Raw genomic sequence first — 13186 nt, forward strand, 5'->3', positions numbered from 1 at the left:
CTCCGAATAATCCCCCTAAAAGTAGGACAATAGCTAGAGGGCGACGAGTTTGACTTAATTCAAAAGCTTTCAGTTGCAATTCTCCCGTCACATCGACACCAAAACCCGTTACTATATGCCAGATATCGTGAGTTTGCCGTAAGCGAAGCAGCCGATAATCTGTATCGGAATTGACCTGAATAGACCGATAAAAATTAGGATCAAAATTGAGACTAATTAGGTGAGTAGCATAATGATAACCCAGGGAATCTTCTGGGAGTTTTAGCAGGGTTTCTAAACAGGGACTAGCGGCCAGATATCTTTGGGCAATTATTTGAGCGGTAGCTCGATCCCTTTTAACATATTGCCAAGATAATCGCTGTAACCAACTCTCTTTTAAGCCATCTTCAATATCATATACAGACAGAATGTTACCGGGATTTTGTCAAAGAGAAATTATTCCCTTGGCCACACTGATTAGATTAGTTGTGAATAGCATATAATACTAAATCCGTTGAGTATAGGCTACATATGAGGACAGGCACTCATGCAAGAGGCAAGAGGCAAAAGGGAGAATAAATAATCAGTTTTTAATAACCGGATTTAGTATAAGAGGTTGAGAAAGGGAAAAGGCCAAGAGTTTTCCCAGTTTGATAAAAAGAGAGATTAATATTAAATATTTGTAAACTTTTTCGCCTAAGTTACCTTTCTGTGGTAAGCAAATCTTTACTGCTCCGATTCGGGGGTTTCTTGGGGGGTGTCATCGTTGTTGGTTTCTCGCTGGGGACTTGCGCTTTGATAATGTACCATTTATGGCTTGTCTGATTCTTCTACAGAGCGACTGTCTGGCTGGGATATTATTCCTACGCAGGTCTCCTGGGTTATTGCTGAGGTCGAGGCGTCCCAGGAAGGGAAGTTGAGCGAGCGCTTCTGGAATCTCCCTGATTTGGTTATTGCTGAGGTGGATGCTTTGCAGGAAGGGAAGTTGAGCGAGCGCTTCTGGAATCTCGCTGATTTGGTTATTGCTGAGGTGGAGGAATCGCAGGGAGGTGAGTTGAGCGAGCGCTTCTGGAATCTCGCTGATTTGGTTATTTCTGAGGTAGAGGTCTCCCAGGCGGGTGAGTCGAGCGAGCGCTTCTGGAATCTCCCTGATTTGGTTACTGTAGAGATAGAGGTCTCTCAGGCGGGTGAGTTGAGCGATTTCGGGGGGAATTTCTGTTAAGTTTTTGTTGGACAGATCCAACCTCCCCGCTCCTTCGTCCTTTGCCCGTTGAATTAACTCTAATACTTCCTGTGCTGTCATTGACCATCCCCCCGCTACTATATTTACTCCATTTTGGCAAAAGTATCGGGTTAATGCAACTGGTGGTGATCAGCTAGTCCACTGTTAACGGTAATACCAAATCCGTTTTTAATAGTATGATTAACTCCCACACGCGGTTATTCATACATTTGTATCAGTTTGGGGATGACTGATAATTGCTGATTGTCGCTATTTCTGCAAATGTGAGATGCAGCCAGTATGTCAAATGAATAATTATAGAATTCAAGAGAATTTATCCTGAAGACAGGGATTGATAAGGAATAATTTCTTCGAGGGTATTTCCTAACTTTTCCCTCGCTAGATCTAACTCATAGGCTTTTTGTAAATTCATCCAAATTTCTGCCCCTGTATTAAAAAAACGCCCTAATTTTAAAGCAATATCTCCCGTGATATTTCCTTGTCCCTTGAGAATTTGCTCAAGTTCATTCTCAGAGATATTAACTCTTTTGGCAAGCTGAGAAACATTAAGATTAATTTCCTCTAATTCATCAGCCAAAATTTCACCAGGGTGGATAGGACTTTCCCAATTATTCATCGTGAATTTTCCTTACGGCTCTTCTTATTAAGATGAAGTGTAACCTAATTTGATATTGACTCCTATCTCCCTGACTCCTTTAAACATTTCTTTTTTTCTCAAACCATGTTTGTAATAATTCCCCCGATTCCTTAGCTAAAATTCCCGCGATTACCGGTAAACGATGGTTAGAAAAAGGACTATCTATAAAATTAGCCACAGTGCGGATAACTCCTGTTTTGGGATCGTCAGCACCGTACACTAATAATCCTAATCTAGCCTGAATGATTGCCCCGGCACACATGGGACAGGGTTCGAGGGTGACGTAGAGGGTACAATCATTTAAGTGCCAATTGCCTAACACTTGACTAGCGGCACGAATCGCCAGAATTTCGGCGTGAGCGGTGGGATCATGGTGTTTTTCCTTGCAATTAGCCCCTTGAGCGATTAAATGTCCCTCTTTATCCACGATAACCGCTCCCACAGGTACATCACCCCGGTTTCCCGCAGTTGCCGCTAAATTTAAAGCTAACTGCATCCATTGCCGATGTTTCTCATAGGCTTTTTCATCAATAGACTTTAGATAGTCCCACATTTAGCCAGTAAATTATCTAATTTTTTCTGACCATCCAAAGCATACAAATCATCACAACCACCGATATGTTCATTATTAATAAAAATCTGTGGTACACTGCGTTTACCGTTGGACCGTTCGGCCATGGCTTGACGAGCGCTTTCATCCCCATCAATCTTGTATTCGGTGTATTTTACCCCTTTCCAACCCAGCAACCATTTAGCCCGAATACAGTAGGGACAAGTTGCCCAAGTTTGACGCTCCCATCGCTAAAAGCGAGGGATTCTTGGTTCAACAAGTCCACTTACTTTAGATTCCTTGCGTTATCTAAAACAGAGGTGGTTCTTTCCCCAAGCGTTACTTTTCGTGCGCCCCACGATAGTTGTATTTCTACAAAATTTGCTTTAATTGAAACGTTAGCTTCAAATACTGCTTTGTCTAGTTCCTACAAAGATTTTACCTACTCACAGGTGAGAAACTAGAACTATTGAGTAGAACCCTATATCTTTGATTGTCAAGGTGCAGAGGTTGTAGTGATTAGACTACATGGGTTTTTAGAGCGGTTGATTACCCTATCCGCTATGCTCACATAGTAGCTATTTTTCGTAAGTATGTCAAGACCCTTAAAAGAAAAAAGACTGCCGATGCTCATGACTCCGAATATGAGCAAGCGCACTTCAAAATACGCATCTAGAATGAAATTAACAATTTCAGAAGTTATTCGAGATTTTGCTCTTGAGATTAGACATTTATTTTTAGCTGTGCTTCGTGTCACTGAGCCTTTACATTGAGCCTGTCGAAATGTGTCGAAATGTGTCGAAGTGCTGTTTTATATTGACGGAACCTTTCATCTCCGAGGTAAAACCGAGAGTTCCTTCAAGCCGACATTTAAGGTAAATTTCCACATTGGCCTTGATATTCTCGTTATAACGCCCAAAAAGCGAGTTAAATAGATTTAGCATCTTGTGACTACAGAAATATTTATCTCTATTTTATGGATTCTGCTACCAAAAAAGCCCAATTACGCAAACAACTAATTACCCAAAGACGAGCGCTTCCTAAGCATATTTGGCAAGAAAATAGTCAGCAACTTTGCAAAAATTTACAATCTTTACCCCTCTTTCACCACGCTAAAACCATTCTCGCTTACTTCAGTTATCGTCAAGAGCCAGATTTAAGTTCCTTATTTTGCCAACACCATCGCTGGGGTTTTCCCCGTTGTGACGGAGATAGCCTGACTTGGCACTGTTGGACTGCCGACGATCCCCTAGAATTAAATCGTTATGGCATCTACGAACCAACAGCGATCGCACCTCTCATTTTACCTGCCGAAGTGGACTTACTGTTAATTCCCGCCGTCGCTTGCGATCGCCAAGGTTATCGCTTAGGTTACGGGGGGGGTTATTTTGATCGTCTCCTACATTCCCCCGAATGGCAAGCTATCCCCTCGATCGGGATTGTCTTTGACTTTGCCTATCTCGATACCCTTCCCCTCGATACTTGGGACCAAAAATTACAGGCAATCTGTACCGAATCGAGAACCGAAATTTTTTAACAATTATTTTCCTATTCCCTCACACCCAATCCCCAAGCTGATCCCTGTCTCCTATCTCGGAGTCTCCTATCTCCTGTCTCCTATCTCCTATCTCCTATCTCGGAGTCTCCTGACTCCTTGCCTCACCGTTAACTGTACTTTTCACCGACTACTCATATATTAAGTTTTATTGAATCCGATCGACCCTTAAGATAGCTTTGCTAGGATGAAATTCACATCAGGAGATGTTTAAAGTAATCACTGGAAAAAGTCAACAGGGAAGCAATGAAACACTTTCACGAACCATGGATTCAAGAATGGTGTCAAGAAAACGGCTGGACAGAGCTATTTCTCGAACGCTACAGTAATTATTGGGCATTCCCTCCCAATGCCGTGATGCCAGAACCAATTCCCACCAAAGTGTTACAAAACATTAAGCGCCAAAAAGGTCTATCTCCTGCCGAAAAACTTTGGTTAGGAGTGGCTATCGGATTGACTCTGACAGCTTTAATTCTCTGTATCACCCTCGCTTGTCCCATGCCTATAGTTCTCGCTTTCGCTTTTGATGCTGTCACCGCAGCCCGATTGGAAGTGGAATATTAAACCAGCAAAAATTGAGCAGCAGAAACCCAAAAAGGGGGAGATTTTTGCGAAGGTCTTCCCCTTTGCCGCGTTTTTCTGGACAGGTACAATCGATCTGTCTTGAATCAGTAATCGGTGATCAGTGGTCAGTAGGAGAATAGAATATTAAGTGAGCAGTATTCAATGACAGTTTTCTGCTGTCTTTTCACTGATTACTGTTTATTGTTTACTGAAAAGTCCCCATGTCCGAATCTCGTCGCTTACAGTTTACCCCCGATCTGGAAATTTGCCGTATTTTGAACGGAATGTGGCAGGTTTCAGGCGCCCATGGTTCGATCGCACCCCAAAAAGCGATCTCTAGTATGTTCTCCTATCTAGATGCCGGTTTCACCACTTGGGATCTGGCCGATCATTACGGTCCGGCCGAAGATTTTATCGGTGAATTTCGTCGTCAATTAGTCGCCCAAAGGGGCATTGATGCTTTAAATAATCTGCAAGCTTTCACTAAATGGGTTCCCCGTCCAGGTAAAATGACCAAGGAAATAGTCGAAAAAAATATCGCTATTTCCCTACGTCGCATGGATGTGGATAGTCTCGATTTATTGCAGTTTCACTGGTGGGATTATCGCAATAAAAATTATCTAGATGCCTTATATTTTTTAGGAGAATTACAACAGGAAGGCAAAATTAAACACCTGGCCTTGACTAATTTCGACACGGAACATTTAAAAATTATTCTCAGCACCGGGATTAAAATAGTCTCCAATCAAGTCCAGTTTTCTCTAATCGATCGCCGTCCCCTCGTCAAAATGGCACAATTTTGCCAAGAACATAACATCCATCTGCTGGCCTATGGTACTCTAGCAGGAGGCTTATTAGGGGCAAAATATCTCGGTCATCCTGAACCCAATCCCATGAGTCTCAATACCGCTAGTTTACGGAAATATAAAAACATGATCAATGCTTGGGGAAACTGGCAATTATTCCAAGAATTATTAACCGTTCTGAAAGCGATCGCTGATTCCTATCATGTCACCATTCCTAATGTGGCAGTGCGTTACGTTCTCGAACAAAAAGCCGTAGCTGGGGCAATTATCGGGGTGCGTTTGGGTGTTGCTGAACATATCCAAGAAAATGCCCGTATTTTCGATTTTCAATTATCCCCCCAAGACTATCAAAAAATTGATCATGTCTTGCAAAAATCCCAGGATTTATTGCAGTTAATCGGTGATTGCGGTGATGAGTACCGTCGTTAAGTAGGTAGGTGTTAAAAATTGTCAGCTTTCCCCCCTTATTAAGGGGGGACTAAGGGGGGATCGGCACACCCCTTATTAAGGACTGATAACTGATGACTGATAACTGATGACTGATAACTGATAACTGATAACTGAAAAGAGGCTAATGATGAGATTTGAACAACCAATCCCCGATGATCCCGCTAATCAATGGCGCTATCAATTAGATCAATTCGTGCAAGAAAATCAACAGGAATTAGCCGGTTTAATGTGGGGTTTACTCTCGGAATGGGGAGAAGATGCCCAAGAAACCCTGGGCATCGATCTTAAACCCCAGCCCCATTTTGTCTGTTGTTCTAGGGAGGCTCTAGAGAAATTAAATCGCAAGGTTAATCGCAAAATTCAAGAGATGCTTGGGATTATTTACCGCTATAACCCCAGGGAAGAAGTGGCTATAGTCGCTATCGGTGATGGTCAGGTAAAATTGATTTATTTTCAACCCGATATTTCCCCTCCTGAATGTTTTGATCGCCTCGAAGTGGATATCGATACCCTCATTCAACAGTTAGAGTCCAAAATGCTGGCGGAAATCCAATCTTTCCCAATTTGATGCCGATTGCCAGCGCAAAAAGTTGGCAGGTTGTCCCACCGATAAACCCGCTAATCCGATCGCTTTTCTGGGGGATTCTGTCCCTAAAAGAATCGCCGTTTCTAAATCACATATTCCCCAGTTAACTAAATTGGCTACTCCTTGTAATAAGGGTAAGGTTGTTCCCGCTAAAGTACCGTCAAAAAGTCTTGCTGTTCCCTGTTTAACTTCAATTTCTCTCTCGTCCCAAGGATAGACACCATCTTCTAAACCGATCGGCGCTAAAGCATCACTAACTAAGAAAATTCCTCGATGATAATTACTGGCTTTTAGTAATAATTCTATCATGGTTGGATGGATGTGTTGACCATCGGCAATTAACCCACAATACACCTCGCGATTGATAATTGCTTCCCCTAATAACCCCGGTTGACGATGGTGTAAAGGAGGCATGGCATTAAAGGCATGAGTAACCATTTTTGCCCCCTGTAAAAAGGCTTCTTTTGCTATTTCTTGACTCGCTTGCGAATGTCCTAAACTGACGGTAATCCCTCGATCGCTTAAGTATTTAATCACCATACCGCTACTATCTAATTCTGGGGCTAGGGTAATAATTTTTACGATCGATAAGTAGTCCCCAAAGATTTTATCTACTGTTTCTATACTTGGGTTTAAAAGATATTGGGCCGGATGCGCCCCCCTTTTTTCATAGTTTAAAAATGGTCCCTCTAAATGTACTCCTAAAACCTGCGCGCTCGCTCGATTTTCCTGTTTCTGTTTCTCGATATATTTGGCAATTACTGAGAGGGATTTTTGAAATTTCTCCACAGACGTGGTTACTAAGGTGGGCAGATAACTATCAATGCCCTGATTCTCAAGATAATCGCTAATCTTATCTAACTTTTCTAGATCTGTTATTTCTAAGTCGGGAAATGCTAATCCTAATCCTCCGTTGATCTGTAAATCTACTCCTCCCAACGATAGCCAATCCCCTTCCATATCGATAATCTTTTCCCCTCTTGTCTTTCCCCCCATCTCCGTGATTCTCTCGATCTTTCCCGCAGCATTTATCTCTATTTGTTGTCGATCCTGATGGGCGGGAATTCTAGCGTTAATTAGGGTTATCATAGAAGCAGAAAACTAATTTTTTTTTATTATAATCTCAAAAAAAAACTTTTTTTTTGATAATGCTTGACAAGTGGGCATTTTTTTGAGATACTTTTTTATATAATGGGAATCTTTGCGTTTAACGATGTACACTTACATCCAATTATATAAAAACTCATCATAAAAAAATAATACCATAACCTGTCCGCTCCCTGCCCAGAGATTGCAAAAATACTTTACAAAACAATTACTGCCTTGCTGCCGCAGTTCTTAGGAGGGAGTGACTGTCAGAAGGAAAAGCTTGTCCTATAATAAAATTAAGACCTTATAAAAACTACTTTTTTAGCGATAAAAGAGTAGCAATCTCAGCAATTAGAGAGGGGTGTGTGTTTTTTAAAAAAATAGGGAAACAGACTCAAGAACCGCGTCGTATTATTATCGGAGATGTGCATGGCAGTTTTCAGACACTTTTGCGACTATTAAACCGAGTTGCTCCCGATAGTGAGGATGAGGTTTATTTTCTGGGGGATTTAATCGATCGAGGACAGCAGAGCTTGGAAGTGGTGGATTTTGTCATCAAAAATAACTACCAATGTCTCCTAGGAAATCATGAATATATGCTCTTAAAAGCTCTGGCAGGAAAAGAAGTTTCTGAAAAATGGTTTAACGGCTGGATCGAGAGTGGCGGGGCGGCGACACTACTAAGTTATAATAACAATATACCCGCCGAGCATATTAATTGGTTTCAATCCCTACCCGCTTATTTAGACCTAGGAGATATTTGGTTAGTTCATGCGGGAGTACAACCAGAATATCCCCTTGAACAGCAAACAAACGAGCAGTTTTGTTGGATTAGAAACGAATTTCATACCATGACCCAACCCTATTTCAAGGATAAACTAATTATCACAGGTCATACTTTAACCTTTACCTTTCCCGATGTCAAACCGGGACAACTAGCTCGCGGCAGCGGTTGGCTAGACATTGAAACTGGGGTTTATCATCCTCAAAGTGGTTGGTTAACTGCTTTAGATTGGACAAATCAATTAGTTTATCAAGTGCAGTCTCAAAATAAAAATTGTCGCACGATCCCTTTAGAAAAAGCCGTGGTTAATCTAGATATTGACAAGATTTCTCGCTACTCTTCCCAGCAAAGCTCATCTAAATTGCTGAATATTTAATGGTGATCGGAAAAGAGAAGCGATAAAATCGGAAGGATCGGTTAAAATAGTTGATAATCTGATTAATACCCTTTTCTAATGACCCTTGCACTCTTATACCAAGCCTTCATCGAAACAATTCAACATCCTGACCCTGAGATAAATCTAGCTCGGGCAGCCCTACAAATAGCCAATTTTGAATATCCGCGCCTCAATATTGATCACTATTTAAATAGAATAAATTTAATGGCTGAGGAGGTAAAAAAACGTTTACCCGATAGATTATATCCTTTAAAAATAGTCAAGATTATCAATCAATATTTGTTTGAAGATTTACAATTTAATGGTAATACCCAAGAATACTATGACCCCCGCAATAGCTACTTAAATGATGTAATCGATCGCCGCACGGGTATTCCGCTCACTCTCTCGATTATCTACTTAGAGATTGCCAAACAGATCGATTTTCCCATGGTAGGAATTGGTATGCCGGGCCATTTTATTATCCGTCCCGATTTCGAGGAAGTGGAAATTTTTGTCGATCCCTTTCACGGTGGTGAAATCTTATTTAAACAGGACTGTCAAGAAAGATTAAGTAAGGTTTATCAACAGCCAGTTAAATTAGAAGAACATTTTCTCAATATTGCTACCAATCAGCAAATTTTGTTACGTTTGTTGACTAATTTAAAATATATTTACCTGAATCGTCAACAATGGTCTCAGACAATTCGGACAATAGATCTACTACTTTTGCTCATTCCTAATCATCCCTTAGAGCTGCGCGATCGAGGTTTAGTTTACTATCAAATTGGACAATTCAGCCAAGCGCAACAGGATTTAGGCTTCTATCTTGCTCTCCTACCCAACGCCCAAGATGCGGAATCAATTCGGCAATTATTGCAAAAAATTAACTCTTAAGTCGCCAGCCTGATCAGTTATCAGTGATCAGTTAACGGTATTAAATGAGGAGTATTAAATGACATTAATAGTGCTATCTTTTCACTGATTACTGATTACTGATTCCTGTTCACTGTTCACTGAAAAATCCCCCCAACCCCTTACTGATAACTGATAACTAAGATGACTATTAGCCCTTCCGTAACCGCAAAAAAACTCAAAATCGGTCAACTGCGAAAAGTCCATCATATCGCTTTCAACGTCAAAGATATGGATGCTTCTCGTCATTTTTATGGGGAAATATTAGGATTAGAGGAATTAGTGGGCGAAAAAATTCCCAGTACCTTAAAAGAATTAGTTGCCCAAGGAAAAGTTGCCAATTTTATCACCCCCGATGGTACAGTAATTGACCTATTTGGGGAACCAGATTTAAACCCTCCCGACGACAATCCCGAAATCGCTTTTACCCGTGCCAACCATTTAGCCTTCGATATTGCCCCCGAATGCTTCGATTTTGCCCTAGAAGTGCTACAAAGTCAGGGAATTACTATTGCTAGTGGACCCGTGACCCGTCCGACTGGCAGGGGGGTTTACTTCTACGATCCCGATGGCTTTATCGTCGAAATTCGCTGTGATCCCGCATTTTAACGACTCAGAGGACGAAAACTGCCACTAAAAACCAGAAAAGTTAGGATAATCGCTAATATAATCGCCGTTATCGCAATTAGAGGCAGAGAAATCTGTTTAACAGCGATCGCCAAGAAAGCCCAGATAAACACCCCGATAAAAGCCCGATCTTTTCGGTTTAAACCGACTAAAATTGCGATTATCGCCCCGATAACCAGAATTATTACCGTCCAGATCTGGTCAGTTAGACCCCATGGCTGCCAGTCGATCCAATCTAGCACCGAAGCGACGTTGACAATCGTGGCTACGGTAATCCAAGCGAAATAGATACTAATAGGAGCATTAACCAATAAACCCTGTTTACGATTGACAATAAAGCGATTAATTTCTAAGCGGAGATAAAGCCGGATGAGAGAAATTAAAATGCCTAGCATTGCCAGTAAAGACAGGGCAAAAAAACGGGATTGAAAGAGAATTACCCAGAGAATCTGACAAGCACTAGCGATGGCTAATTCGTAGCCTAACCGACGCAAACGCGGTTCAGTTTTATTGAAAGCCAAAGCTTGGTAAATTCCCAGACTAATTAAACCCAGATAGATTAATCCCCAGATAGCAAAAGCATAATTAGCGGGAATAATTAAGACATCTTGAAAAACTGTATTCGAGATAGCCCCGATATTTTCGCCGTTGAGAGGGAAAATATTAGCGAAAATATTGGTGATAAAAGCCCCTAGAATAGCAAATAAATTTAGTTCTTGTCGGAGACGATCTCGATCAAAATTCATAGGTCAATCAAAGATGGAAAACATCATTTCGCCCTGAGCGGCCAATTGCCCATCGACTCTTGCTTCCCCTTGCATTTTAGCAATTTTATTCATCTTGAAGGATAATAATTCCACCGTCATGATCAATTGATCCCCCGGCACCACAGGACGACGAAAACGGGTTTTATCAATGCCAGCGAAGGCAAAAAATTTCCCTTTCATCCCGGGTAATTGGGTCAAAATCACTCCCCCCACTTGGGCCATGGATTCAACAATTAACACCCCCGGCATCAAGGGACGATTGGGAATATGACCGGGGAAAAAAGGCTCGTTGATCGTGACATTTTTTAGGCCAACGGCCTTTTGACCGGGTACATAGTCAATAATACGATCAACTAGGGCAAAGGGATAACGATGGGGCAGTAGTTGGCGAATTTCCTCGACGGTAAAGGTAGTTTTTATGACTGGTTCCAACTCGGTTAAGGCTTCGGTAACGATGGTCATGCAAGTCAAAAATTACAAGTGAGATCAGACATTATCTCATAATCAGTTATCAGTTATCAGTTATCAGTTATCAGTGATCAGTTCACTGTTTACTGTTGACTGGAAATGGCTGACAGCCTTTTTAGTTGGGCATTTCAGTTAAACGAGCATTTTGATAATAATGGCTGAGAATGCGATCATAAGTCACCCCTTGGTCGGCGAGGGAAAAAGCGCCCCATTGACTTAAACCGATCCCATGACCGAAACCGCGACCATTAATGGCAAAAGTACCGTTATCAGCTGAAATCGTGAATAGGGTACTACGCAGCTCGAGTATTCGCCGTAATTGGGTATCAGAGATTAATTTAGAGCCTTGATCGCCTACTACACGCATTCTAATCACTCGTCCGTGGGGAGTGGTCCTTTCGGGAGATAGCGATCGCACGCGACCAACACCACCGATTAAACGGCCTAATTCCCTGGCGCTAAAGTTTTTTGACCATTGAAATACCGGGGCGACTTGATCGTAATCGATGACACCGCGCAGGTAGGGTAAGGGGGAATTCCAAACATCCTCGACATTTTCCGTATGGCCCCCAGAGGAGGAGTGAAACACCGCTAGAATCGGTTTGCCGTTGAAACTCATAATTTGTCCGGCGGTGGCCTTAACTGCCTCGTGGGTGCTAGTAAACTCGCTTTCTAGACCCTTATAAACTTGGGTGCGGGTGGTAGTATCAAGATCGTAGATGCGATTGCCGGAAGTGTTCATTTGGTAGAGAGCATAGGTACGCGCCGCCACGGATTGGGCTTTTAAGGCCTCTTGCGGCCAGGAGGGAATCGCCTCCGCACCGACGACACTATAGAGATATTCCTCTAAATCGACTAAATTTAGGGCTGTCACCCCAGAACCTTGCCGAATGATCCTTGTCCGTCCTCGATACCAGCGATCATTAATCCAGACGTAACCATCATTCTCCGGTTCGATGAGCAATTGACTGGCCTGCCAATCGGCCAAACCCACCGCTTTTCCTCTGGGATTAGCATTGAGGGCATTCATGGCGGTCAATTCTCCTAAGACTCTGCCAGCCCCATCTTTCACCACAGCATCGGTGGAACTGCCCACGGAGACGGTGCTAACACCTTTACTGATGGCAATGCGTAATTCGACAGCAGCTTGGACTGGGGCGATAATCAAAGCCCAAAAAACTAGGACGAGCCAGCTATGGGCAGGCAGGCGCTGCAGGTAACTACCCAGCAGCCTTGCTGTGTGTTTATTGGTCATGGGGATCGGACTCCTCACACAATCGATCGATAATCAATTTTAACCGGACTGGGATTTTTTTGCTACTCCGGTTCGGAAAAATTTTTCCCCTGTCACTTTTTCCCGATTGTCTGACAATTTTTCTATCCTCTAGCCCCTGAATCGGCAAATTGCCTTATTTTATCCGATTAATCGGGATTTATTCTAGTTAGTCGATTATTCTAATTAGTCCAGCAAAATTAATTTTCTAGGTTCGAGTGGACAATGGCCAATTCTTGCCGCCAAACTAGCAGGGATTTCTCCCAAGCTAGTTCCCATTTTTGCGCCAAAAAAGGTCGAGTATTTTTGCCCAAATTATAGGCGATGACAATCTCTTCCCAGAGAGAATGTAAGGAAAGTGGCGAAGAAAATAAAGCTCCGAATAATCCCCCTAAAAGTAGGACAATAGCTAGAGGGCGACGAGTTTGACTTAATTCAAAAGCTTTCAGTTGCAATTCTCCCGTCACATCGACACCAAAACCCGTTACTATATGCCAGATATCGTGAGTTTGCCGTA

At 42.3% G+C, this 13186-nt stretch carries 16 protein-coding genes and 2 pseudogenes; 7 read left to right on the top strand and 11 right to left on the bottom strand.

Translation table 11 applies throughout. The features are described 5' to 3' along the window. The 6 genes and pseudogenes from O9300_RS19525 to O9300_RS14570 all read right to left on the bottom strand — a co-directional run. On the bottom strand, positions 1 to 409 hold a 409-nt coding region (locus tag O9300_RS19525), incomplete at its 3' end, for a Coq4 family protein (protein ID WP_353851559.1). 330 nt (positions 410 to 739) lie between these two features. Then, positions 740 to 1282 (bottom strand): leucine-rich repeat domain-containing protein, encoded by a 543-nt coding sequence (locus tag O9300_RS14550; protein ID WP_287972358.1) that lies wholly within the window; start codon positions 1280 to 1282, stop codon positions 740 to 742. Positions 1283 to 1535: 253 nt separating this feature from the next. Then, positions 1536 to 1838 carry a HigA family addiction module antitoxin gene (locus O9300_RS14555; RefSeq protein ID WP_287972360.1) on the bottom strand — a complete coding sequence of 101 codons (303 nt, stop codon included), beginning with the start codon at positions 1836 to 1838 and terminating at the stop codon, positions 1536 to 1538. A 79-nt stretch (positions 1839 to 1917) separates the two neighbouring features. Beyond that, on the bottom strand, positions 1918 to 2412 hold the full coding sequence (tadA, locus tag O9300_RS14560; protein ID WP_287972361.1) for a tRNA adenosine(34) deaminase TadA: 495 nt from the start codon (positions 2410 to 2412) through the stop codon (positions 1918 to 1920). Continuing rightward, a pseudogene (gene grxC, locus O9300_RS14565) lies at positions 2397 to 2654 on the bottom strand (glutaredoxin 3); the annotation flags it as partial. The pseudogene grxC and the gene tadA, both read right to left, overlap by 16 nt. Before the next feature lie 630 nt (positions 2655 to 3284). Then, positions 3285 to 3353 (bottom strand): annotated as a pseudogene (locus O9300_RS14570) (glutaredoxin 3); the annotation flags it as partial. A 32-nt stretch (positions 3354 to 3385) separates the two neighbouring features. Here O9300_RS14570 and O9300_RS14575 point away from each other — a divergent pair. The 4 genes from O9300_RS14575 to ccmS all read left to right on the top strand — a co-directional run bounded on the left by O9300_RS14575 (position 3386) and on the right by ccmS (position 6352). After that, a complete protein-coding gene (locus O9300_RS14575; protein ID WP_287972362.1) occupies positions 3386 to 3946 on the top strand; it encodes a 5-formyltetrahydrofolate cyclo-ligase in 561 nt (186 codons plus the stop codon). Positions 3947 to 4210: 264 nt separating this feature from the next. Continuing rightward, entirely contained in the window at positions 4211 to 4528 is a 318-nt protein-coding gene (locus O9300_RS14580) for a slr1957 family protein (protein ID WP_002762345.1), read from the top strand. 221 nt (positions 4529 to 4749) lie between these two features. After that, a complete protein-coding gene (locus O9300_RS14585; RefSeq protein WP_287972364.1) occupies positions 4750 to 5763 on the top strand; it encodes an aldo/keto reductase in 1014 nt (337 codons plus the stop codon). Positions 5764 to 5911: 148 nt separating this feature from the next. Further along, positions 5912 to 6352, top strand: a complete 441-nt coding sequence (gene ccmS, locus O9300_RS14590) for a beta-carboxysome assembly chaperone CcmS (protein WP_287972377.1) — start codon at positions 5912 to 5914, stop codon at positions 6350 to 6352. Here ccmS and nagA read toward each other — a convergent pair. Next, positions 6308 to 7459 (bottom strand): N-acetylglucosamine-6-phosphate deacetylase, encoded by a 1152-nt coding sequence (gene nagA, locus O9300_RS14595; RefSeq protein ID WP_287972366.1) that lies wholly within the window; start codon positions 7457 to 7459, stop codon positions 6308 to 6310. The two genes, ccmS and nagA, sit on opposite strands and share 45 nt — an antisense overlap. Positions 7460 to 7824: 365 nt before the next feature. Between nagA and O9300_RS14600 the strand changes: the two genes are divergently transcribed. The 3 genes from O9300_RS14600 to O9300_RS14610 all read left to right on the top strand — a co-directional run bounded on the left by O9300_RS14600 (position 7825) and on the right by O9300_RS14610 (position 10143). After that, the gene (locus O9300_RS14600; protein WP_287972368.1) at positions 7825 to 8619 is read left to right on the top strand and encodes a metallophosphoesterase family protein; all 795 of its coding nucleotides are present in this window, start codon (positions 7825 to 7827) and stop codon (positions 8617 to 8619) included. Positions 8620 to 8697: 78 nt separating this feature from the next. Then, positions 8698 to 9516 carry a SirB1 family protein gene (locus O9300_RS14605; RefSeq protein WP_287972370.1) on the top strand — a complete coding sequence of 273 codons (819 nt, stop codon included), beginning with the start codon at positions 8698 to 8700 and terminating at the stop codon, positions 9514 to 9516. Positions 9517 to 9678: 162 nt separating this feature from the next. Beyond that, positions 9679 to 10143 carry a VOC family protein gene (locus O9300_RS14610; RefSeq protein WP_287972372.1) on the top strand — a complete coding sequence of 155 codons (465 nt, stop codon included), beginning with the start codon at positions 9679 to 9681 and terminating at the stop codon, positions 10141 to 10143. Here O9300_RS14610 and O9300_RS14615 read toward each other — a convergent pair. From O9300_RS14615 to O9300_RS14630, 4 genes are all read right to left on the bottom strand, one after another. Next, positions 10140 to 10907, bottom strand: coding sequence for a TspO-related membrane protein (locus O9300_RS14615; protein ID WP_147069166.1), 768 nt, complete (start codon positions 10905 to 10907; stop codon positions 10140 to 10142). The two genes, O9300_RS14610 and O9300_RS14615, sit on opposite strands and share 4 nt — an antisense overlap. Before the next feature lie 3 nt (positions 10908 to 10910). Continuing rightward, positions 10911 to 11390 carry a 3-hydroxyacyl-ACP dehydratase FabZ gene (gene fabZ / locus O9300_RS14620; RefSeq protein WP_012268022.1) on the bottom strand — a complete coding sequence of 160 codons (480 nt, stop codon included), beginning with the start codon at positions 11388 to 11390 and terminating at the stop codon, positions 10911 to 10913. Between the two features lie 121 nt (positions 11391 to 11511). After that, complete coding sequence (locus O9300_RS14625; RefSeq protein ID WP_287972374.1) at positions 11512 to 12651, bottom strand: SpoIID/LytB domain-containing protein; 1140 nt, start codon at positions 12649 to 12651, stop codon at positions 11512 to 11514. Positions 12652 to 12869: 218 nt separating this feature from the next. Continuing rightward, a partial coding sequence (locus O9300_RS14630; RefSeq protein WP_287972376.1) for a Coq4 family protein occupies positions 12870 to 13186 on the bottom strand: 317 nt, incomplete at its 5' end.

The organism is Microcystis sp. LE19-195.1E (genome assembly GCF_027532095.1).
Classification (GTDB): domain Bacteria; phylum Cyanobacteriota; class Cyanobacteriia; order Cyanobacteriales; family Microcystaceae; genus Microcystis; species Microcystis aeruginosa.

Excerpts from the sequence above, each read along its gene's own strand:
- O9300_RS14550 (WP_287972358.1), bottom strand. The coding sequence starts at position 1,282 with ATGACAGCACAGGAAGTATTAGAGTTAATTCAACGGGCAAAGGACGAA.
- O9300_RS14555 (WP_287972360.1), bottom strand. The coding sequence starts at position 1,838 with ATGAATAATTGGGAAAGTCCTATCCACCCTGGTGAAATTTTGGCTGAT.
- tadA (WP_287972361.1), bottom strand. The coding sequence starts at position 2,412 with ATGTGGGACTATCTAAAGTCTATTGATGAAAAAGCCTATGAGAAACAT.
- O9300_RS14575 (WP_287972362.1), top strand. The coding sequence starts at position 3,386 with ATGGATTCTGCTACCAAAAAAGCCCAATTACGCAAACAACTAATTACC.
- O9300_RS14580 (WP_002762345.1), top strand. The coding sequence starts at position 4,211 with ATGAAACACTTTCACGAACCATGGATTCAAGAATGGTGTCAAGAAAAC.
- O9300_RS14585 (WP_287972364.1), top strand. The coding sequence starts at position 4,750 with ATGTCCGAATCTCGTCGCTTACAGTTTACCCCCGATCTGGAAATTTGC.
- ccmS (WP_287972377.1), top strand. The coding sequence starts at position 5,912 with ATGAGATTTGAACAACCAATCCCCGATGATCCCGCTAATCAATGGCGC.
- nagA (WP_287972366.1), bottom strand. The coding sequence starts at position 7,459 with ATGATAACCCTAATTAACGCTAGAATTCCCGCCCATCAGGATCGACAA.
- O9300_RS14605 (WP_287972370.1), top strand. The coding sequence starts at position 8,698 with ATGACCCTTGCACTCTTATACCAAGCCTTCATCGAAACAATTCAACAT.
- O9300_RS14610 (WP_287972372.1), top strand. The coding sequence starts at position 9,679 with ATGACTATTAGCCCTTCCGTAACCGCAAAAAAACTCAAAATCGGTCAA.
- O9300_RS14615 (WP_147069166.1), bottom strand. The coding sequence starts at position 10,907 with ATGAATTTTGATCGAGATCGTCTCCGACAAGAACTAAATTTATTTGCT.
- fabZ (WP_012268022.1), bottom strand. The coding sequence starts at position 11,390 with ATGACCATCGTTACCGAAGCCTTAACCGAGTTGGAACCAGTCATAAAA.
- O9300_RS14625 (WP_287972374.1), bottom strand. The coding sequence starts at position 12,651 with ATGACCAATAAACACACAGCAAGGCTGCTGGGTAGTTACCTGCAGCGC.